The 20410-nt window shown below is 61.5% G+C and carries 17 protein-coding genes and 2 tRNA genes; 15 read left to right on the top strand and 4 right to left on the bottom strand.

Annotation, left to right across the window (positions count from 1 at the left end; genetic code table 11):
- Positions 1 to 24: 24 nt before the first annotated feature.
- A complete protein-coding gene (locus tag LOY69_RS06350) occupies positions 25 to 234 on the top strand; it encodes a cold-shock protein (protein WP_002554837.1) in 210 nt (69 codons plus the stop codon).
- Positions 235 to 350: 116 nt separating this feature from the next.
- On the opposite strand, the gene LOY69_RS06345 is transcribed toward LOY69_RS06350, so the two are convergent.
- On the bottom strand, positions 351 to 1358 hold the full coding sequence (locus tag LOY69_RS06345) for a DUF481 domain-containing protein (RefSeq protein WP_265074271.1): 1008 nt from the start codon (positions 1356 to 1358) through the stop codon (positions 351 to 353).
- 135 nt (positions 1359 to 1493) lie between these two features.
- Here LOY69_RS06345 and LOY69_RS06340 point away from each other — a divergent pair, with 135 nt between their 5' ends.
- The 4 genes from LOY69_RS06340 (at position 1494) to LOY69_RS06325 (ending at position 6290) form a co-directional block, all read left to right on the top strand.
- Entirely contained in the window at positions 1494 to 1871 is a 378-nt protein-coding gene (locus LOY69_RS06340; RefSeq protein WP_413787144.1) for an MGMT family protein, read from the top strand.
- Between the two features lie 42 nt (positions 1872 to 1913).
- Positions 1914 to 3479, top strand: coding sequence for an AmpG family muropeptide MFS transporter (locus tag LOY69_RS06335; RefSeq protein ID WP_102878606.1), 1566 nt, complete (start codon positions 1914 to 1916; stop codon positions 3477 to 3479).
- 127 nt (positions 3480 to 3606) lie between these two features.
- Positions 3607 to 5322, top strand: coding sequence for a proline--tRNA ligase (locus LOY69_RS06330; protein ID WP_102861442.1), 1716 nt, complete (start codon positions 3607 to 3609; stop codon positions 5320 to 5322).
- Between the two features lie 17 nt (positions 5323 to 5339).
- Positions 5340 to 6290 carry a hypothetical protein gene (locus LOY69_RS06325; RefSeq protein ID WP_102878604.1) on the top strand — a complete coding sequence of 317 codons (951 nt, stop codon included), beginning with the start codon at positions 5340 to 5342 and terminating at the stop codon, positions 6288 to 6290.
- 77 nt (positions 6291 to 6367) lie between these two features.
- Here LOY69_RS06325 and dinB read toward each other — a convergent pair whose 3' ends face one another.
- On the bottom strand, positions 6368 to 7435 hold the full coding sequence (gene dinB / locus LOY69_RS06320) for a DNA polymerase IV (protein ID WP_265074269.1): 1068 nt from the start codon (positions 7433 to 7435) through the stop codon (positions 6368 to 6370).
- A 294-nt stretch (positions 7436 to 7729) separates the two neighbouring features.
- Between dinB and LOY69_RS06315 the strand changes: the two genes are divergently transcribed.
- The 5 genes from LOY69_RS06315 to LOY69_RS06295 all read left to right on the top strand — a co-directional run bounded on the left by LOY69_RS06315 (position 7730) and on the right by LOY69_RS06295 (position 13023).
- Positions 7730 to 7806, top strand: a tRNA-Met gene (locus LOY69_RS06315).
- Between the two features lie 202 nt (positions 7807 to 8008).
- A tRNA-Met gene (locus tag LOY69_RS06310) sits at positions 8009 to 8085 on the top strand.
- A 278-nt stretch (positions 8086 to 8363) separates the two neighbouring features.
- Complete coding sequence (gene mprF / locus LOY69_RS06305) at positions 8364 to 11012, top strand: bifunctional lysylphosphatidylglycerol flippase/synthetase MprF (protein ID WP_102878602.1); 2649 nt, start codon at positions 8364 to 8366, stop codon at positions 11010 to 11012.
- Positions 11012 to 12310 (top strand): virulence factor family protein, encoded by a 1299-nt coding sequence (locus LOY69_RS06300; RefSeq protein ID WP_110594982.1) that lies wholly within the window; start codon positions 11012 to 11014, stop codon positions 12308 to 12310. The genes mprF and LOY69_RS06300 overlap by 1 nt, the downstream gene beginning before the upstream one ends.
- 437 nt (positions 12311 to 12747) lie before the next feature.
- A complete protein-coding gene (locus LOY69_RS06295; RefSeq protein WP_015634384.1) occupies positions 12748 to 13023 on the top strand; it encodes a DUF3077 domain-containing protein in 276 nt (91 codons plus the stop codon).
- Between the two features lie 167 nt (positions 13024 to 13190).
- Here LOY69_RS06295 and LOY69_RS06290 read toward each other — a convergent pair whose 3' ends face one another.
- Positions 13191 to 15032, bottom strand: coding sequence for a potassium transporter Kup (locus LOY69_RS06290; RefSeq protein ID WP_372820914.1), 1842 nt, complete (start codon positions 15030 to 15032; stop codon positions 13191 to 13193).
- A gap of 381 nt (positions 15033 to 15413) precedes the next feature.
- Here LOY69_RS06290 and rimO point away from each other — a divergent pair, with 381 nt between their 5' ends.
- From rimO to tsaA, 5 genes are all read left to right on the top strand, one after another.
- A complete protein-coding gene (gene rimO, locus LOY69_RS06285; RefSeq protein ID WP_047284184.1) occupies positions 15414 to 16751 on the top strand; it encodes a 30S ribosomal protein S12 methylthiotransferase RimO in 1338 nt (445 codons plus the stop codon).
- A 97-nt stretch (positions 16752 to 16848) separates the two neighbouring features.
- Complete coding sequence (locus LOY69_RS06280; protein WP_102861435.1) at positions 16849 to 17322, top strand: GNAT family N-acetyltransferase; 474 nt, start codon at positions 16849 to 16851, stop codon at positions 17320 to 17322.
- Between the two features lie 82 nt (positions 17323 to 17404).
- Complete coding sequence (locus LOY69_RS06275; protein WP_102878598.1) at positions 17405 to 18115, top strand: rRNA pseudouridine synthase; 711 nt, start codon at positions 17405 to 17407, stop codon at positions 18113 to 18115.
- A 66-nt stretch (positions 18116 to 18181) separates the two neighbouring features.
- Positions 18182 to 18643 (top strand): DUF1456 family protein, encoded by a 462-nt coding sequence (locus tag LOY69_RS06270; protein WP_110594980.1) that lies wholly within the window; start codon positions 18182 to 18184, stop codon positions 18641 to 18643.
- Positions 18644 to 18719: 76 nt separating this feature from the next.
- Positions 18720 to 19415 (top strand): tRNA (N6-threonylcarbamoyladenosine(37)-N6)-methyltransferase TrmO, encoded by a 696-nt coding sequence (gene tsaA / locus LOY69_RS06265; protein WP_110651832.1) that lies wholly within the window; start codon positions 18720 to 18722, stop codon positions 19413 to 19415.
- Between the two features lie 122 nt (positions 19416 to 19537).
- Here tsaA and fpr read toward each other — a convergent pair whose 3' ends face one another.
- Entirely contained in the window at positions 19538 to 20317 is a 780-nt protein-coding gene (gene fpr / locus LOY69_RS06260) for a ferredoxin-NADP reductase (RefSeq protein WP_016966062.1), read from the bottom strand.
- Positions 20318 to 20410: the final 93 nt, after the last annotated feature.

Raw genomic sequence — 20410 nt, 5'->3', positions numbered from 1 at the left:
TAACTTTGTCCAAGGAGATACACCATGTCTAATCGCCAAACCGGTACCGTTAAGTGGTTCAACGATGAAAAAGGCTTCGGCTTCATCACTCCACAATCCGGTGACGACCTGTTCGTACACTTCAAAGCTATCCAATCCGACGGCTTCAAAAGCCTGAAAGAAGGCCAACAGGTTTCTTTCATCGCTACCCGCGGTCAGAAAGGCATGCAAGCTGAAGAAGTTCAAGTTATCTAACTTGTACTGATCCAGTAAAAAGCCCCGCCCTCAACAGCGGGGCTTTTTTGTGCCCGCAGGTTTTTGCGGCGTGCAGCCAAGGCGCATCCTCGCGAATGCTCCTGGCTGGTACCCCGTTACCAGGTCACGCCAAAGCCCACGGTATAGCGGGTCTTATCCAAGTCGCTGTCCTCGGTACCGCGGATCAGATCCTTTTCCGCCTTGAGGTTGAGCGACGCCCAGTCCGTGACCTTGTAGCGCAGCCCCATCTCCGCATCCAGCGCGTAATCGGCGACGCCGGAAAACGGCCTGCCCACTTCGCCATTAGTGAAGAACTCCACCCGCTTGCCAATCAGGTAACGGTTGTAATCCCACTTCATCGCCAGTGAGTAGAAGCTGTCCTTACCGCCATCGGCGTACTCGTAATCCGTGCGGTTGAGCAGCGAGCCCAAGGAGAACGCCCCCAGCTCATCGTCCCAGAACTGGTAGCCGGGACCCGTACCCACCACCCGTTGCCGCGCAAGATCTTCTACTTTGTCGCGCTTGTAGGTCAGGCGTCCTTCCCAGAACCACTTCTCGGTAATGAAGCGGTCCAGAGCGTACTCGGCATTCCAGTTGTCGGTAGTCACCACCTGATTCTGGAACTCACGGTTGTACTCACCCTGGGCGTTGTGACGCCAGGCACCATGGCGCGCCGAAGTCTTGAAGTCGATGTCATAGTCATCGGTGTCCTTTTCAGCACGCTTGTAATCCATGGCCACGTCGACATTGCCCTTCCAGACCACATCCTCCACCAGCGGCTTGGGTTTCATGATCTGCTGGATACTGGCCAACTCCACGGTCTTGGGCGCCTCACCGTTGGCCAGGACAACCTTGCCCTCCTCCGCCGCCTGCAGCGACTTGGCCTTTTCCCCGGTGTAGGCATCCTGTTTGACTAGCAACTCCTGATCGCTTTCCAGGGTCTTGACCTGCTTCCAATCAATGGAAATGGCGCCACCGTAATCGGTCTGGATCAACAGCTTACCGCCGTCGAAAACCTTGATCTTGCCACTCAACCGGTCACCGTTCTTCAACCAGACGGTATCGGCCAGAGCAGGCATGGAGGCGCTGAGCACCGCGAAACACAGCATCGTTCTAGGCAACATAAGCAATACAGGACTCGATCTTGCGAAAAAAAACGGCATTATTCCTGCTGAACAAGCCTTAGTCAGGACTGACCCGGGTATCGAGAGTGAGTTCAATACTCACAAGACTTTCATCCTCACAACCGCCCCGAGCCCCTGCCCCTATCTGGAACCGCGAATGTGACCGAACACGGCGAAGACTCGCAAAACCCCGCGCAAATCCGACGCACGGTGCTGTACCTGACCCTGGCCCAAGTCCCCGAAGGCAAGGTCGTCAGCTATGGCCAACTGGCAGAAATGGCCGGCCTGGGCCGGGCCGCGCGCTGGGTTGGACGCACCCTCAGTCAGCTACCCGCCGATACCAGCCTGCCCTGGCACCGGGTACTCGGTGCTGGCGGCCGCATCAGCCTGCCCGTCGGTAGCCCATCAGGCGACGAGCAGCGCGCCAGACTGCACGGCGAAGGTGTCTCTATCCTGAACAATCGCGTGGATATTCAGCGCCATGGCTGGCGCCCGGTAGAGCACAGCGGTTAGAGTGCGCGCTTTGTTTCCGTAATCTGAGGCAGACTTCAGCCCATGCCCCGTAAAACCTGGCGCGCCGCACTTGCCGCCTATGCCAGCCCCTCGACGCTCGTGCTGTTGCTGCTTGGTTTCGCTGCCGGCATGCCTTACATGCTGGTGTTCTCGACTCTTTCGGTGTGGTTGCGCGAGGCCGGTGTGGCCCGCGAAACCATCGGCTACGCCAGCCTGATCGGTTTGGCCTATGCCTTTAAATGGGTGTGGTCGCCACTGCTCGACCAATGGCGCCTGCCTCTATTGGGCAAGCTCGGCCGACGCCGCTCCTGGCTGGTACTGGCCCAGGTCCTGGTGATTCTCGGCCTGATCGGCATGGGCTTCTGCGATCCGCAAAAACACCTGTCCTGGTTGATCGCCATTGCGGTGGTCGTGGCCTTTGCCTCGGCGACCCAGGACATCGCCATCGACGCCTATCGCCTGGAAATCGCCGACGACAGTCGACAGGCCGCGCTGGCCGCCAGCTACATGTCCGGCTACCGGGTCGCGGTACTGCTGGCCACCGCCGGCGCGCTGTTCTTCGCCGAAGGCTTCGGCTCCACCGGCTTCAGCTACAAGCATTCGGCCTGGACCGGTACCTACGTGCTGTTCGGCGTGCTGATGATTCCAGCACTGCTCACCACCCTGCTGATGCGTGAACCAGCAGTGCCATTGCGCACTCAACTGTCGGCAGGGCGCTACAGCTTCGCCCACCAGTTGATCTCGGTGTTCGTCCTGATCGTGCTTCTGGTTTCAGTGCCAGCCACCTTTACCCAGCTGTACAACACCGACTTCGCCAGCGTGATCTTCGACGGCGTCAGCCTGCTGGACCTGCTGCTGGAAGACCGGGCCTTCCTGCGGGCGATCCTCTACATCACCCTCAGCACCCTGTGCCTGTCGGCCATGGGCCGTCGAGGCCTGGCGCCGGTGTTGACCCCGGTGAACGACTTCATCCTGCGCTACCGCTGGCAAGCCTTCCTGCTACTGGGTCTGATCGCCACCTATCGCATGTCGGACACGGTCATGGGCGTGATGGCCAATGTTTTCTATATCGACCAGGGTTTCACCAAGGACCAGATTGCCGGGGTCAGCAAGATCTTCGGCCTGATCATGACCCTGCTTGGGGCCGGCATGGGCGGCCTGCTGATCGTGCGCTTCGGCATCCTGCCGATCCTGTTCATCGGCGGTGCCGCGTCTGCCGGCACCAACCTGCTGTTCCTCATGCTCGCCGACATGGGCCCGAACCTGAAAATGCTGATTGCCACCATTTCCCTGGACAACTTCAGCTCGGGAATGGCCACTTCCGCCTTCGTCGCCTACCTGTCGAGCCTGACCAACCTCAAGTTCTCGGCCACTCAGTACGCCCTGCTCAGCTCCATCATGCTGCTGCTTCCACGCCTGATCGGCGGCTATTCCGGAGTCATGGTGGAAAAATACGGCTATCACGACTTCTTCCTCATCACCGCCATACTCGGGGTGCCGACCCTGATTCTGATCGCCATTCACTGGTTCCAGGAGAGCCGCCGCGCCGGACCGAAAGACCCGTCGGAGCAGCCCGCCAAGGGCGCTGTCGTGGGCGAGGAATCCTAGAAAATCCCGGGAGTTGCGGCTTTTCTCCGCGGCTCCCGTCCCCTCAAAGCGCAATCCTGTACGCCAGCGGAACTCGCCCGTACAATGCTCCGTCACTTCCAGTCTCAGCAACCGACAACGGCCTACCATGCGTACCAGTCAATATTTGCTCGCCACACAGAAAGAAACGCCTTCCGACGCGGTCGTGATCAGCCACCAGCTGATGCTGCGCGCCGGCATGATCCGTAAACTGGCTTCCGGCCTGTACACCTGGCTGCCGATGGGCTTGCGAGTGATGCGCAAGGTTGAAGCCATCGTTCGCGAAGAAATGAACGCCGCGGGCGCGCTTGAAGTGTTGATGCCGAGCACTCAACCGGCTGAGCTGTGGCAGGAATCCGGTCGCTGGGAAGAGTACGGCCCGGAGCTGCTGCGCTTCAAAGACCGTCACGGGCGCGATTTCTGCGCCGGCCCGACCCACGAAGAAGTGATCACCGATCTGGCCCGCAACGAGTTGAGCAGCTACAAGCAGCTGCCGCTGAACCTGTACCAGATCCAGACCAAATTCCGCGATGAAATCCGCCCACGCTTCGGCCTGATGCGCGGCCGCGAGTTCATCATGAAGGACGCCTACTCCTTCCACGCCGACCAGGCGTCCTTGCAGGTCACCTACGACCGCATGCACCAGGCTTATTGCAACGTCTTCACCCGCCTGGGCCTGAAGTTCCGCCCGGTTGAAGCAGACAACGGCTCCATCGGCGGCGCCGGCTCCCACGAATTCCACGTACTGGCCGAGTCCGGCGAAGACGATATCGTCTTCAGCAACGGTTCCGACTACGCAGCGAACATCGAGAAGGCTGAAGCCGTGCCGCGCGAAACCTCGCGCCCGGCTCCAACCGAAGAGATGCGCCTGGTTGACACCCCTGACGCGAAAACCATCGCCCAGCTGGTGGAAGGCTACAACCTGCCGATCGAGAAGACCGTCAAGACCCTGGTGGTGCATGCCGAAGAAGCCGGCAAGCTGATCGCCCTGATCATCCGTGGCGACCACGAACTGAACGAAATCAAGGCCGCCAACCAGCCTGGCGTTGCCAGCCCGCTGGTCATGGCCTCCGAAGCCGAACTGCGTGACGCCATCGGCGCCGGCGCCGGCTCCCTGGGCCCGGTGAACCTGCCACTGCCGATCATCATCGACCGCTCGGTGGCGCTGATGAGCGACTTCGGCGTCGGCGCCAACATCGACGACAAGCACTACTTCGGCGTCAACTGGGAACGCGACCTGCCGGTTCCGACTGTTGCCGACCTGCGCAACGTGGTGGCCGGCGACCCGAGCCCGGACGGCAAGGGCACTCTGGAAATCAAGCGCGGCATCGAGGTCGGGCACATCTTCCAGCTGGGCAACAAGTACAGCAAGGCGATGAAGTGCGAAGTGCTGGGCGAAAACGGCAAGCCAGTGACCCTGGAAATGGGCTGCTACGGCATTGGCGTGTCCCGCGTGGTGGCGGCCGCCATCGAGCAGAACAACGATGAAAACGGCATTATCTGGAGCGATACCCTGGCGCCGTTCCAGATCGCCCTGGTACCGCTGCGCTACGAAACCGAGCAGGTTCGCGAAGCCACCGACAAACTGTACGCAGAACTGACTGCCGCCGGTTTCGAAGTGCTGCTGGACGACCGCGACAAGAAAACCAGCCCGGGCATCAAGTTCGCTGACATGGAGCTGATCGGCATTCCTCACCGGATCGTGGTCAGTGACCGCGGCCTCGCCGAAGGCAACCTGGAATACAAGAGCCGTACCGAAGCCCAGGCACAAGCGCTGCCCGTGGCCGACGTCCTGTCCTTCCTCCAAGCCCGTATCCGTCGCTGAAACCAGATAGAGAAGTCATGTTCAAGCGAAACACCTTAAGCCTCGGGGGCGCCGCCTTGTGCGGCGCCCTGCTGGTCAGCGGCTGCGCCAACCAGATGTCGCAACGCAGCGAACACGAGGAACGCGTCGAGCGCAAACTGCTCGACCACAGCCTGCAGATCGATGTCGGTGAGCCTAAGGTGCTTGAGCTGCCGCAACGCCGGGTACGCATCCACGAGCAGAAGACCTTCGAAGTCACCGAATTCGAGGTCACTCGCCGCTACGATCGCTATACGCCCTACCAACCCTGGCGGGAAATCTACGAGATCCCGCTGGGCGCGGTGGCCCTGGTGGCCGGCGTCGGCGCCAATGTGGTCAACGTGTTTGCTCTGGGCAACCTGCCGGACAGCGTCACCAAGGACTGGGTCAGCTACGGCGTGTCCGGGCTCAACCCGTTCATGAACATGCCGTCCCACGGCCGGGCTCAGCAGAACCTGGCGGCCATCGATGAAGTCCAGCGTGACAAGCGCCTGGAGTATTCGAGCCTGCCCTGGAGCGAGCGCCCGGTGCAGGTCAAGGCCGGCAAGCAAACCTACGACATGAGCACCGATCGTAATGGCGTGCTGCGCTTGAACCTGCTGGACGCGCCATTCTCCGAACAGGACCTGAACCACATCGGCAAGTTGCAGATCAGTGTCGAGGATGCTCAGGACGAAGTGCATTCCGACTCGTCCCTGAGCCTGAGCAGCACCCTGCGCGGCAAGCTGGTGGAAGCTCACGCACTGATCTACGACGACCTGGAAGATGACGAAGTGAGCCAGTGGGTACACCGGGTCAAGCGCCTGTCGGAGTTGGGTCTGGAAGAAGAGGCCAGCGAGCTGGAGCAGAGCCTGATCGAGCTGACACGCAACGATCCGGAATTGCAGAGCGAGTTTCTAAAGTCCCTGACCAAGAACGCCGGCCGCCTGGTCGCCGATCCCGGTCACTGATTGACAAGGAGCCGGCTTGCCGGCGAACACCACGCCGCGGATCGATCGCGACGCCAAATTCGCCAGCCAGCCAGCGCCTACAACACGCCCCGAAACAGCTCCAGCTGTTCGTGACCACCGCGTAGATCCTGCAATCGCACGCCAATCCCCAAGAGCCGCACTGGCTTGCCGCCACGCTTGAAGGCCAGGGTCAGCAGTTGCCGATAACTCTCCAGATCCCGTCCGGCCCCCGCCTGCTCCAGAGTGGTCTGGGTAAAGTCGTGGAACTTCACTTTGACGAAGGGTTTGCCCGGCCGATAACTGCTGTCGATACGCGCAATGCGCCCTGCCAGAGTCTCCATCAGCTCCGGCAGCTTCTGCAGGCAACTGTCCAGATCCGGCAGATCCACGTCATAGGTGTTTTCCACGCTGATGGACTGGCGCCGACTGTCATTCTGCACCGGCCGCTCGTCGATCCCCCTGGCCAGACTCCACAGGCGTTCGCCGAAACTGCCGAACTCGCGCACCAGGGCCAGCTTGTTCCAGTCGCGCAACTGCAGGCAGTCGACAATCCCCAGGCGACCCAGTTTGTCCGCCGTGACCTTGCCCACCCCATGCAACGTGCTCACCGGCAGTTCGGAGACAAAATCCTCCACCTGATCCGGAGTGATCACGAACAGGCCGTTGGGCTTTTTCCAGTCGCTGGCAATCTTGGCCAGAAACTTGTTGGGCGCGACCCCGGCCGACACCGTGATATGCAGCTGATTGGAAACCCGCCGGCGAATGTCCTGGGCAATGCGCGTGGCGCTACCGGCGAAGTTCGGGCTATCGGAAACATCCAGATAGGCCTCGTCCAGCGACAAGGGTTCGATCAGATCGGTGTAGTCACGAAAGATCGTATGAATCTCTTTCGACGCCTCGCGATAGGCATCCATGCGCGGCTTGACGATCACCAGGTCCGGGCACAGGGTCAACGCGTGCCGCGACGACATGGCAGAACGCACGCCATAGGCCCGCGCCTCGTAGTTGCAGGTGGCGATCACCCCCCGCCGATCTGCGGAACCACCCACTGCCAGCGGCTTGCCGGCCAGTTGCGGGTCGTCGCGCATTTCGATGGCGGCGTAGAAGCAATCACAGTCGATGTGGATGATTTTGCGCTGCATCATATAAAGGCAGTGATCATTGAAAGCCGAAGTTGGAATCAAAGCGGGCAGCCAGTATCTACCGACACCTGTATATAGCACCAGTACCTTGCATCTCAGATCAATCGGCAAAGCGCCATGAGAAATTTATTCTCTTAATGAGCACCAAGCGTTCCATAGAGCTGAAAGCCACGTTCTACCTGGGCCCAAGCCTCGAAAAACGCTCCTGGAAGCACGCTAAGCGATTGAACAGGAAGCCTTTTTTAAAAATTAATGATTGACAGACGCCAGCGACGCTGTAGAATCCGCCCACACAGACGCGGGATGGAGCAGTCTGGTAGCTCGTCGGGCTCATAACCCGAAGGTCGTCGGTTCAAATCCGGCTCCCGCAACCAAACATCAAAAAAGGCTACTCGAAAGAGTGGCCTTTTTTGTGCGCGCCTGTTTTGCACTACTCCCTCTCAAACACGGCATAGGCAAAACTCTTTAGCTGTCGATGACTTAAGAGACGGAACCGGCCATTCGACGTTTATTTGACCTGTCGAACCATTAATGGTTGACACTCAGTCGTTCGCCTGTAGAATGCCGCCACACAGACGCGGGATGGAGCAGTCTGGTAGCTCGTCGGGCTCATAACCCGAAGGTCGTCGGTTCAAATCCGGCTCCCGCAACCAAACATCAAAAAAGGCTGCTCGAAAGAGTGGCCTTTTTTGTATCTGTTGAAAAAGTCCTTTCGCAACAATGACCTGGCAAAGTGTTGCGAGCCTTTTAGCGATGCTTCGACCCTTCAAGATGCGAGCTATGCTCTGTCTCGAGCAACCACCCGGCGGCCATCGCCCAGGGTCGCCGGGCCACGGTGAGACGCGTTAATATTTGAAACTATTTTTTCTACAGGGATTGGTAACTTGGCCGGATACCCCCATCCTGTCGCGCACAATCCACGAGGTGATTGATGCGCGCCAACACGTCTGATTCGCAAGACAGCGATACCACTACCGCCACTCAACCTGTGACAACCACTCGCCTGCGCTGGCTGGACCTGTTGAGCAAGTACCGCCAACCCTTGGGCCTGGCCATAACCCTGCTGCTGTTCGCCATTGCCCTGATCGCTTGCCGTCACCTGCTTAGCGAGCTGGACTTCTACGCCCTGCACGACTCGATCCTCGAAGTACCCAAGCCCGCCCTACTGGGCGCCCTGGGCGCGACCATCGTCGGCTTCATCATTCTGCTGGGATACGAGTGGTCCGCCAGCCGCTATGCCGGAGTCAACCTGCCCGGCCGCACCCTGGCTCTGGGCGGCTTCACCGCCTTCGCCATCGGCAACGCCATTGGTCTGTCGCTGCTGTCCGGCGGCTCGGTACGTTATCGCCTGTATGCACGTCATGGGCTGGGGGCCTCCGACGTCGCGCACATGACCCTGTTTGCCAGCCTCTCTCTGGGTTGTGCCTTGCCACCGCTGGCGGCCCTGGCCACTTTGAGTAACTTGCCGGCAGCCTCGGCGGCCCTGCGCCTGCCCGAAAGCCTGCTGGCCGGCATTGCCCTGGCTATCCTGCTGCTGGGTGCAGTACTGGCCGTCGGCATCTATCGCCGACGCCTGCCAGAGCAGCCTCTGCGCGACAACCTGCTGGTACGGGTCGGACGCCGCACCCTGCGCCTGCCTGGACGCCGCCTGACCTTCCTGCAACTGATCATCACCGCCCTGGACGTCGCCGCAGCCGCCACCGTGCTCTACCTGCTGCTGCCCGAGGCACCGCCGTTCGGCGCCTTCCTGCTGGTGTACCTGCTGGCCCTGGCCGCCGGTGTGCTCAGCCACGTGCCTGGCGGCGTCGGGGTGTTCGAAGCCATCCTGCTGGCGGCGTTTGCCGACAAGCTCGGGGCCGCGCCCCTGGCGGCCGCATTGCTGCTGTATCGCCTGATCTACGTGGTGCTGCCGATGCTGGTGGCCTGCGTCCTGCTGCTGATCAACGAAGCCCAGCGCCTGTTCCAGACCCGACAATCCCTGCGAGTGGCTTCAGGCCTGGCAGCGCCAATCCTGGCGGTGCTGGTGTTTCTCTCCGGCGTGGTGCTGCTGTTCTCCGGCGCCACCCCGGAAATCGATACCCGCCTGCAACACATCGGCTTCCTGATTCCTCACCGCCTGGTGGACGCTTCGCACTTCGGCGCCAGCCTGATTGGCGTGCTCTGCCTGCTGCTGGCCCAAGGCCTGCGCCGGCGCCTGTCCGCCGCCTGGATGCTCACCACCATTCTGTTGCTGGTGGGCGCCCTGCTCTCGCTGCTTAAAGGCTTTGACTGGGAAGAAGCCTGCCTGATGACCCTCACCGCCAGCCTGCTGGCCGTATTCCGGCGCTCGTTCTATCGCCCCAGCCGCCTCACCGAACTGCCCTTCTCGCCGCTGTACCTGGTGGCCAGCGTCTGCGTGCTCGGCGCCTCCACCTGGCTGCTGCTGTTCGCCTATCAGGACGTGCCCTACAGCCACCAACTGTGGTGGCAGTTCACCCTCGACGCCGACGCCCCCCGGGGCCTGCGTTCGCTGTTGGGGGCTGCGGTGCTGTTGCTGGTGGTGTCCCTGACCTGGCTGCTGCGTACCGCACGCCCGGTCATCCACCTGCCCACCAGCGACGAGCTGGACAAGGCGGCAAAGATCCTCATGGCCTCGTCCCAACCCGATGGTGGCCTGGCCCTGACCGGCGACAAGGCGCTGCTGTTCCACCCCAACGACGATGCCTTCCTGATGTACGCTCGCCGCGGCCGCAGCCTGGTGGCGCTGTACGACCCCATCGGCCCGACCCAGCAGCGCGCGGAAATGATCTGGCAGTTCCGCGACCTGTGCGACCTGCACCACGCGCGCCCGGTGTTCTACCAAGTACGGGCGGAAAACCTGCCCTACTACATGGACATCGGCCTGACGGCGATCAAGCTCGGCGAAGAAGCCCGGGTCGACCTCAAGCGCTTTGATCTGGAAGCCAAGGGCAAGGAGATGAAAGACCTGCGCTACACCTGGAATCGCGGCACCCGCGACGGCCTGTCGCTGGAGATCCACGAGCCGGGGCAAGCGCCGATGGACGAGCTGAAAGTGATTTCAGACGCCTGGCTGACCGGCAAGAATGTCCGCGAGAAAGGCTTCTCCCTGGGGCGCTTCAGCGACGACTACCTCAAGCACTTCCGCATCGCCATCATCCGTTTTGAAGGACGCCCGGTGGCCTTCGCCAACCTGCTCGAGACCTACAGCCATGACCTGGCCAGCCTCGACTTGATGCGCGCGCACCCGGACGCCCCGAAGCTGACCATGGAGTTCATGATGGTCGGCCTGATCCAGCATTATAAAAATCATGGATACGCCCGCTTCAGCCTGGGCATGGTGCCGCTGTCCGGCCTGCAACCCCGGCGTGGCGCGCCGCTGACCCAACGCCTGGGCTCGATGGTCTTCCGCCGTGGCGAGCAACTGTATAACTTCCAAGGCTTGCGCCGCTTCAAAGACAAGTTCCAGCCCGACTGGGAACCCCGTTACATGGCCGTGCCGGCCGGGCTCGACCCGCTGGTGGCACTGGCCGACACCGCCGCCCTGATCGCAGGCGGCCTGACTGGATTGGTGAAACGCTGATGATTCAACGCTCTTGGCGGTATCTGCTGGCCACACTGGTGGTACTGGCTTTGCTTGCGGGTGGTGGCTACTGGTGGTGGAACCGCCCCGCCCCTGAACCGACCCTGGAACAACTGACCCAGGCCGATGGCTCGACCCTGACCCGAGTGACCCCAGGCGCCAAGGCCAAGGCCCGGGTGGTGGTGGCGGTGCTGCCTGACTCGACCCTGACCGACAAACAGCTGCTGGCCCTGAGCCGCAGCGGCGCGGCGCAGATCGTCCAGGTGATCCTGCCCAAGGACGATTGCAAACTGCAGGAACAAGCCCTGCAAAGCGCCCTGCCCCAGCTCAGTGGCCCGGCCACCCTGGTCAGCGGCATCGGCCCGGGCGCGGCCCTGGCCTGGCGCTGGGTCGCCACCCAGAACGACGACAAGGCCCAGGCCGTGTCGGTAGGCTTCACCATCAACCCGGCGCCCGGTTGCACCGATCCACTGCCCAAGACCCTGGCCCACGGCCACTGGCTGGTGGCCTGGAACGACAACCCGGATGACGAAAGTGCCGGCTTCGTGCGTGATACCCCCAACGCCACCACCAGCATCAGCGACTACGACATCCACCTGCCCCAGGTGCTGAACAACGAGCTGCGCAAGCTGCTGGTGGGTTCGGAAAACGGCGGCCTGAACATTCCCGTGGTGGAAGTCCCGGCCGGCCAGGCCAAGGACACCGTGACCCTGTTCCTCTCCGGCGACGGCGGCTGGCGCGACCTGGACCGCGACGTGGCTGGCGAGATGGCCAAGATCGGCTACCCGGTGGTGGGCATCGACACCCTGCGCTACTACTGGCAGCACAAGACGCCTGAGCAAAGCGCCGTTGACCTCACCGAACTGATGCAGCACTACCGGCAGAAGTGGGGCACCAAGCGCTTCGTGCTGACCGGCTACTCCTTCGGCGCCGACGTGCTGCCGGCGATCTACAACCGCCTGCCGGAAGCAGAGCAGCAGCGGGTCGACGCCATTATCCTGCTGGCCTTCGCCCGTACCGGCAGCTTCGAGATCGAAGTCGAAGGCTGGCTGGGCAATGCCGGCAAGGAAGCTGCCACCGGCCCGGAAATGGCCAAGCTGCCCGCCGCCAAGGTGGTGTGCATCTACGGTGAGGAAGAAGTCGACGAAAGCGGCTGCACCGACAAGACTGCGGTCGGTGAAGCCATGAAGCTGCCGGGCGGCCATCACTTCGATGAGAACTACCCGGCACTGGCCAAGCGCCTGGTGGATGCCATCGAAAAGCGCCAGGTCAAGGATCAGGCCACCGCTCAAGAGTGAGCTGAGCCTCGCCCCATCAAAGCCCCCGCAGCCTCAGGTTGCGGGGGCTTTTTTACATCAGCGGCCTGAGCTTCCTCGCTGAAGACCGCGTAATGGCGGATGACTCCCGCGCAGGTTGTAGGCAAACTCCGAGAGTTGTGTAAGGGGTGCGTTTTGGGCACTTTGCTGCCTTGTTGGCCTGCGCTTCGACGGGCTAGGCTCCGGGTGTCGCTGAACTTCAGCGACCGGGCTTGGAAACCCGAAGAGTCTGGGCAACTAACACCCCATAGTGATTGCAGGCGAATTTAACACCTGTAATCCATCTGTTATGGCGGCTGTGCGTGGGAGACCTTCGGGTCTGCCGGTTTCCTGGATTACCGGTTTTCCAACCTGCGTACAGCTGCCACCCATTCGCTTGGAAACGAACGTGGTAGCTCCTCAAATTCAGGAGTTGGACCATGAACAATGCGAACCTGCCTCAACTGTCAGATCTGAAAACTATCGGCTTAAGCACTTTCCTTTACTGCTCGGAACGCCCGCTGTTCCAGGTCAGCCCCGGCCTGCCCATTGGCGACGCCCTGGCCCAAGCCTCCGACCTGCTGTCCCTGGCCAAGGCCTTTGCCGAGGACGCTGCCTACAGCAAAGACAGCGATCGTCACGCCTGGGCCGCGCACTACCTGACCGCCATGGGCAAGGCGGTGGTGGACGATGTGGTGCAGGCGCTAGCCGCGTAAAGGCCGGGGCGATCACGGGGCCGGTGGGCTCCGGGAGAAACCGTCCTGTCATCAGCATCGATGTCGATGGTCGGTCCGTTATCGCGAGCAAGCTCGCTCCTACAGGGTCCGTGAAACGAAAAAGCCCCCGCTGCCGCAAAGCAACGGGGGCTTTTGTCTGGTCAGGATTACATCTCGACCTGAGTACCCAGTTCGATCACCCGGTTTACCGGCAGCTTGAAGAAGCGCAGGTTGCCGTTGGCGTTCTTCAACATGAAGGCGAACAACGCTTCGCGCCAGCGGGCCATGCCCACGAGCTTGGAGGCGATCACGGTTTCACGGCTGAGGAAGTAGGTGGTGCGCATGGGGCTGAAGTCCAGCTCGTCCAGGTGGCACAGTTTCAGGGCCTCCGGCACGTCCGGTTCGTCGGTGAAACCGAAGTGCAGGATCACCCGGAAGAAACCTTCACCATAGGAGTCCACCTCGAAGCGCCGATTTGCAGGCACCCGCGGAATGTCCTCGTAGACCACCGTCAACAGCACCACTTGTTCGTGCAGCACCTGGTTATGCAGCAGGTTATGCAGCAAGGCGTGGGGCACGGCGTCTGGACGGGCCGTGAGGAACACCGCAGTGCCCTGCACCCGATGCGGCGGCTGTACGCGGATACTGCCGATAAAGATTGGCAGCGGCAGCCCGCCTTCGTCCAAGCGATCCACCAGCAATTCCTTGCCGCGTTTCCAGGTGGTCATGAGCAGGAACAGCACAATCCCCGCCAGCACCGGGAAGGCGCCGCCCTGGAAGATCTTCGGCACGTTGGCGGCGAAGAACAGCCCATCCACCAACAGGAATCCCAGCAGGAGCGGCACCACCAGCATCGGCGGCCACTTCCACAGCAGCAGGATCACCGCCGACACCAGGATGCTGGTGATCAGCATGGTCCCGGTCACCGCCACGCCGTAGGCCGAAGCCAGGGCACCGGAGGACTCGAAACCGAGCACCAGCAGGATCACACCCACCATCAGCGCCCAGTTCACCGCACCGATGTAGATCTGCCCCTGCTCGGCGCTGGACGTGTGCTGAATGTGCATCCGCGGGATGTAACCCAGCTGGATTGCTTGGCGAGTCAGGGAGAAGGCTCCGGAAATCACTGCCTGGGACGCGATCACCGTGGCCAGGGTGGCCAGCACCACCAGCGGAATCAGGGCCCAGCTCGGCGCCAGCAGGTAGAAGGGGTTGCGGGCGGCTTCAGGGTTTTCCAGCAGCAACGCGCCCTGGCCGAAGTAGTTCAGCACCAGCGCCGGCAGCACCAGGGCGAACCAGGCCCGGGCAATGGGCTTGCGCCCGAAGTGCCCCATGTCGGCGTACAAGGCTTCGGCACCGGTCAATGCCAGAACCACCGCCCCGAGGATGGCGACCCCCATGCCCGGATGAACGATGAAGAAACGCACGCCCCACATCGGGTTCAACGCCTGCAGCACTTCCGGGTGCTGGAGAATGCCGTTGACCCCCAACCCGCCAAGGACCACGAACCAGGCCACCATCACCGGACCAAACAGCTTGCCGATGCGATCAGTGCCGTGTTTCTGGATCAGGAACAAGGCCACCAGCACCACCAGCGCCATTGGCACCACCCAGTGTTCCAGGCCGCTGAATGCCAGCTCCAGGCCCTCGACCGCCGACAGCACGGAAATCGCCGGGGTGATCATGCTGTCGCCATAGAACAGCGCCGCGCCGATCAGGCCCAGAATCACCAGCATCGAACGCAAGCGCGGATAGGAACCGGACGCCCGTCTGGCCAGCGCGGTCAGGGCCATGATGCCGCCCTCGCCCTGGTTGTCGGCCCGCAGGACGAACAGCACGTACTTGATCGAAACCACCCAGATCAACGACCAGAAAATCAGCGCGAGGATGCCAAACACCCCGTCATGATTGACCTGAACCCCATAATGGCCGGCAAACACCTCCTTGAGGGTGTAGAGCGGACTGGTGCCGATATCGCCATACACCACCCCGACCGCCGCCACCAGCATCCCCAGAGGCTTGCCCCCGGAGTGCTCGCCACTCGCCGCCTGACTACTTGCCTGACCCATCAATGACTCCTACTACTCAAGACCGGGGCTTCTTATATAGAAAGCGCAAGGTTATACAAGCGCTATTCTCTTAAGTTGCGCAGTTTGCCATGTAATTTGCAGATTCTTATTACCACTAAGGCGCCAACTAACGTCGTATGAAAGCAAGCGGGCATAACGGGAAGAAGCATAGTCCAGCGCTGGTCGTATTTCCCCCGTATAAAGCTGGTCAAGCGCGTCGACCATCGCTAGAATTGCGCACTTTTTGATCAGAGGCGCAGCCAGCGCCCAAGCGTCGCACTTGCCCCCCAAGTGATTCGACACCCAATACCGAGGTTAGACATGTCCACCCCCTCCGCGCCGGCCAACCCGAAAGTCGGCTTCGTATCCCTGGGTTGCCCAAAAGCTCTGGTCGACTCCGAGCGCATCCTCACTCAACTGCGCATGGAAGGCTATGACGTGGTGTCCACCTACCAGGACGCCGATGTCGTGGTGGTCAACACCTGCGGTTTCATCGATTCGGCCAAGGCCGAATCCCTGGAAGTGATCGGCGAAGCCATCAAGGAAAACGGCAAGGTCATCGTCACCGGCTGCATGGGCGTGGAAGAAGGCAATATCCGTGACGTGCACCCAAGCGTGTTGGCAGTGACCGGCCCGCAGCAGTACGAGCAAGTGGTCAACGCCGTGCACGAAGTGGTGCCGCCGAAACAGGACCACAACCCGCTGATCGACCTGGTGCCGCCGCAAGGCATCAAGCTGACCCCGCGCCACTACGCCTACCTGAAGATTTCCGAAGGCTGCAACCACAGCTGCAGCTTCTGCATCATTCCGTCGATGCGCGGCAAGCTGGTCAGCCGCCCAGTGGGCGATGTGCTCGACGAGGCCCAGCGCCTGGTCAAGTCCGGGGTCAAGGAACTGCTGGTGATCTCCCAAGACACCAGCGCCTACGGCGTCGACGTCAAGTACCGCACCGGCTTCTGGAACGGTGCGCCGGTGAAGACCCGCATGACCGAGCTCTGCGAAGCCCTGAGTACTCTGGGTGTGTGGGTGCGCCTGCACTACGTGTACCCGTACCCGCACGTGGACGAGCTGATCCCGTTGATGGCCGCCGGCAAGATCCTGCCGTACCTGGACATCCCGTTCCAGCACGCCAGCCCGAAAGTGCTCAAGGCCATGAAGCGTCCGGCCTTCGAAGACAAGACCCTGGCGCGGATCAAGGCCTGGCGCGAGATCTGCCCCGAGCTGATCATCCGCTCGACCTTTATCGTCGGCTTCCCTGGCGAAACCGAGGAAGACTTCCAGTACCTGCTCAACTGGCTGACCGAAGCCCAGCTGGACCGCGTCGGCTGCTTCCAGTACTCGCCGGTGGAAGGCGCTCCGGCCAATGACCTGGACCTGGAAGTGGTCCCGGACGAGGTCAAGCAGGACCGTTGGGAGCGCTTCATGGCGCACCAGCAGGAAATCAGCTCGGCACGCCTGCAACAGCGCATCGGCAAAGAGATCGAAGTGCTGATCGATGAAGTCGACGAGAATGGCGCCGTGGGCCGCTGCTTCTTCGATGCGCCGGAGATCGACGGCAACGTGTTCATCGACGGTGCGGGCGACCTGAAGCCGGGTGACAAGGTCTGGTGCCGGGTCACCGACGCCGACGAATACGACCTCTGGGCCGAAACCCTGTAAGGCGTAAAAAAACTGCCAAGCCCCGCTCTCGCCACGAGATGCGGGGCTTTTTTCGGTCTATCGTTAGCCCTTGCCAATCACCTCAGGGACAAGCGGCATGCGCCACCACTCGGTCATCCACACCCCCAAACTCAGCGACTACCCGGAACTGGTGCGCGTCTGGGAAGACTCGGTGCGCGCCACCCACGACTTTCTCCCGGACAGCTATATAGAGCTGCTGAGAAACCTGGTACTGACCCGCTACCTGGATGCGGTGATGCTGATCTGTACCCGGGATCAGCGGCAGCGCATCACCGGTTTCGCTGGTGTGGCAGCGGGCAAGATCGAGATGCTGTTCATCGACCCGGCCCATCGCGGCCAGGGCCTGGGCCGGCAACTGCTGCATTACGCGGTGGAACACCTGAATGCCCAGCAACTGGACGTCAATGAACAGAACCCTCAAGCGCTGGGCTTCTACTTCAAGCAGGGCTTTGAGGTGGTCGGCCGCTCCGAACAGGACGGCATGGGCCAGCCCTACCCGTTGCTGCACATGCGCCTGAAACAACCACAACTGCAGGCCCGACGCGGCTAAAAGCCACAGCGGGCAAATGGACCCGCGATTAACCGGCGCCAGGCAGGTACAATAGCCGCCCTCTTTTGATACGGCCCCTGACATGACTGACCCGATTCGTCTCTCCAAACGCCTCATCGAACTGGTCGGCTGCTCCCGCCGGGAGGCTGAGCTGTTCATCGAGGGCGGCTGGGTCACCGTAGACGGCGAAGTCATCGACGAACCGCAGTTCAAGGTCGGCGCGCAAAAGGTCGTCCTCGACCCCGAGGCCAAGGCCACCGCCCCGGAGCCGGTAACCATCCTGCTCAACGTGCCCGCCGGCCAGGATCTGGACAGCGCCCTGGCATCCATCGGCGCCGACAGCCTGTCGGACGAGCACCGCTACGGCAAACGTCCGCTGCGCGGGCACTTCCTGCGCCTGACCGCCAGTGAAGACCTGCAGCCCAACGCCAGTGGCCTGCTGGTGTTCACCCAGGACTGGAAAGTGCTGCGCAAGCTGACGGCCGATGCGGCCAAGATCGAGCAGGAATACGTGGTCGAGGTCGAAGGCGAGATGATCGACCACGGCCTCAACCGCCTGAACCACGGCCTGACCTACAAGGGCCGCGAGCTGCCGCCGGTCAAAGCCAGCTGGCAGAACGAAAACCGCCTGCGCTTCGCCATGAAGAACCCGCAGCCGGGCGTGATCGCACTGTTTTGCCAAGCCGTCGGCCTCAAGGTCGTCGCCATTCGCCGCATCCGGATCGGCGGCGTGTCCATCGGCAAAGTGCCGCTGGGCCAGTGGCGCTACCTGTCGGCCAAAGAAAAGTTCTAAAACCGCCCCCATTCAGACGCCGTGCCCTGGCGCGGCGCTCAACGCGCATTGATCAGGACTGTAACCATGATTCATAACGATGTACTGCGCAGCGTGCGCTACATGCTCGACATCAGCGACAAGAAGGTCGTGGACATCATCAAGCTCACCGGCTTCAAGGTCAGCCTGGACGACATCGTCAGCTACCTGAAGAAGGACGAGGAAGAAGGCTTCGTGCACTGCCCGGACGAAGTCATGGCGCACTTCCTTGACGGCCTGGTGATCTTCAAGCGTGGCAAGGATGAAAGCCGTCCGCCGCTGCCGATCGAACTGCCGGTGACCAACAACATCATCCTGAAGAAGCTGCGCGTGGCCTTCGAGCTCAAGGAAGACGACATGCACGCCGTGCTCAAGGCCGCCGACTTCCCAGTGTCCAAGCCTGAGCTCAGCGCGCTGTTCCGCAAGTTCGGCCACACCAACTACCGCCCTTGCGGCGACCAGTTGCTGCGTAACTTCCTCAAGGGCCTGACCCTGCGGGTTAGAGCTTAAGACAGCTGCAAGCCTCAAGCTGCCAGTTCAACGCTTGTAGCTTGCGGCTTGTGGCTCAAAGCTTGAGGCCTGCCAAATGACCTACAGCGTTTCCCCCATCGGTTTCGTGCGCTCCTGCTTCAAGGAGAAGTTCGCCATCCCGCGCCAACCGCAACTGGCGCCGGCCGCGCGCGGGGTGCTGGAGCTGGTGGCACCCTTCGATCAGGGCGAGGCGGTGCAAGGGTTGGAGCAGGTCAGCCACGTGTGGCTGCTGTTCCTGTTTCACCAGGCCCTGGAAGACAAGCCGCGGCTCAAGGTGCGCCCGCCGCGCCTGGGGGGCAACAAGTCCATGGGGGTCTTCGCTACCCGAGCGACCCACAGACCCAACGGCATCGGCCAGTCGGTGGTCAAACTGGACAAGGTCGAGGCCAACCGCCTGTGGATCTCCGGCATCGACCTGCTGGACGGCACACCGATCCTCGATATCAAACCCTACGTGCCTTACGCCGACATCATTGCTGCGGCGAGCAATGACATCGCCAGCGCTGCACCACAGTTGATACCAGTGCAGTGGCAGGATAATGCCCTGCACCAGGCTCAGACCCACGCTCAGCGCCTGCAGGAGCCCTTGGTGGAGCTGATAGAACAGTGTCTGGCGCAGGACCCACGCCCGGCCTATCAGGTGCCTACTGCCGAGCGGGAATACGGCGCGCAGTTCTGGGACCTGGATGTGCGCTGGCATTACCCCGAGCCGGGGCTGATCCGGGTGTTGGAAGTAGTCCCGGCGGGCTGAACCGCAGAAACGAAAAAGCCCGCGTTGCCTTGACAGGCAACGCGGGCTTTTTTGCGTTCGGGAGATCGTGCCCAATCAGCATCAATGCGCTGCTTGGGCGATCTTCGCGAGCAAGCTCGCTCCTACTTCTCGACGAAGGCGCGCTCGATCAGGTAGTCGCCCGGTTCGCGCATGCGCGGCGAAACGGTCAGGCCGAAGCTGTTGAGCACTTCGCTGGTTTCTTCCAGCATGCTCGGGCTACCGCACAGCATGGCGCGGTCGTCCTGCGGGTTGATGGGTGGCAGACCGATGTCGCGGAACAGCTTGCCGCTGCGCATCAGGTCGGTCAGGCGGCCTTCGTTCTCGAACGGCTCGCGGGTCACGGTGGGGTAGTAGATCAACTTCTCACGCAGCGCTTCGCCGAAGAACTCGTTCTGCGGCAAGTGCTCGGTGATGAACTCGCGGTAGGCGACTTCGTTGACGTAGCGAACGCCGTGGCACAGGATCACTTTTTCGAAACGCTCGTAGGTTTCCGGATCCTGGATCACGCTCATGAACGGCGCCAGGCCGGTACCAGTGCTGAGCAGGTACAGGTGCTTACCCGGCTTCAAGTCATCCAGTACAAGAGTACCGGTGGGCTTCTTGCTGATGATGATCTCGTCGCCTTCCTTCAGATGCTGCAACTGGGAAGTCAACGGACCGTCTGGAACCTTGATGCTGAAGAATTCGAGATGCTCTTCCCAGTTCGGGCTGGCAATGGAGTAGGCACGCATAAGCGGACGGCCATTGGGCTGTTGCAGGCCGATCATCACGAACTGACCGTTCTCGAAGCGCAGACCCGGGTCGCGGGTGCACTTGAAGCTGAACAGAGTGTCATTCCAGTGATGAACACTGAGGACACGCTCGTGGTTCATGTTGCTCATGTACGGGGGCTCCTAGAAATTGCCTGCGCTGACCATGAGCGCAATTGCACAGCATTCTAATGGCGGCGACAATATCTGTTAACTGGATTATTA

The sequence above is a fragment of the Pseudomonas sp. B21-059 genome (assembly GCF_026016285.1).
GTDB lineage: Bacteria > Pseudomonadota > Gammaproteobacteria > Pseudomonadales > Pseudomonadaceae > Aquipseudomonas > Aquipseudomonas danubii.
Note: the sequence above shows the minus strand (reverse complement) of the source record. Positions and strands in the feature narration are given on the sequence as shown.

Excerpts from the sequence above, each read along its gene's own strand:
- LOY69_RS06345 (WP_265074271.1), bottom strand. The coding sequence starts at position 1,358 with ATGTTGCCTAGAACGATGCTGTGTTTCGCGGTGCTCAGCGCCTCCATG.
- mprF (WP_102878602.1), top strand. The coding sequence starts at position 8,364 with ATGCGCGCCAACACGTCTGATTCGCAAGACAGCGATACCACTACCGCC.
- rimO (WP_047284184.1), top strand. The coding sequence starts at position 15,414 with ATGTCCACCCCCTCCGCGCCGGCCAACCCGAAAGTCGGCTTCGTATCC.
- tsaA (WP_110651832.1), top strand. The coding sequence starts at position 18,720 with ATGACCTACAGCGTTTCCCCCATCGGTTTCGTGCGCTCCTGCTTCAAG.
- LOY69_RS06330 (WP_102861442.1), top strand. The coding sequence starts at position 3,607 with ATGCGTACCAGTCAATATTTGCTCGCCACACAGAAAGAAACGCCTTCC.
- LOY69_RS06300 (WP_110594982.1), top strand. The coding sequence starts at position 11,012 with ATGATTCAACGCTCTTGGCGGTATCTGCTGGCCACACTGGTGGTACTG.
- LOY69_RS06275 (WP_102878598.1), top strand. The coding sequence starts at position 17,405 with ATGACTGACCCGATTCGTCTCTCCAAACGCCTCATCGAACTGGTCGGC.
- LOY69_RS06295 (WP_015634384.1), top strand. The coding sequence starts at position 12,748 with ATGAACAATGCGAACCTGCCTCAACTGTCAGATCTGAAAACTATCGGC.
- LOY69_RS06280 (WP_102861435.1), top strand. The coding sequence starts at position 16,849 with ATGCGCCACCACTCGGTCATCCACACCCCCAAACTCAGCGACTACCCG.
- fpr (WP_016966062.1), bottom strand. The coding sequence starts at position 20,317 with ATGAGCAACATGAACCACGAGCGTGTCCTCAGTGTTCATCACTGGAAT.
- dinB (WP_265074269.1), bottom strand. The coding sequence starts at position 7,435 with ATGATGCAGCGCAAAATCATCCACATCGACTGTGATTGCTTCTACGCC.
- LOY69_RS06325 (WP_102878604.1), top strand. The coding sequence starts at position 5,340 with ATGTTCAAGCGAAACACCTTAAGCCTCGGGGGCGCCGCCTTGTGCGGC.
- LOY69_RS06290 (WP_372820914.1), bottom strand. The coding sequence starts at position 15,032 with ATGCTGGTGGCGGCGGTCGGGGTGGTGTATGGCGATATCGGCACCAGT.
- LOY69_RS06350 (WP_002554837.1), top strand. The coding sequence starts at position 25 with ATGTCTAATCGCCAAACCGGTACCGTTAAGTGGTTCAACGATGAAAAA.
- LOY69_RS06270 (WP_110594980.1), top strand. The coding sequence starts at position 18,182 with ATGATTCATAACGATGTACTGCGCAGCGTGCGCTACATGCTCGACATC.
- LOY69_RS06335 (WP_102878606.1), top strand. The coding sequence starts at position 1,914 with ATGCCCCGTAAAACCTGGCGCGCCGCACTTGCCGCCTATGCCAGCCCC.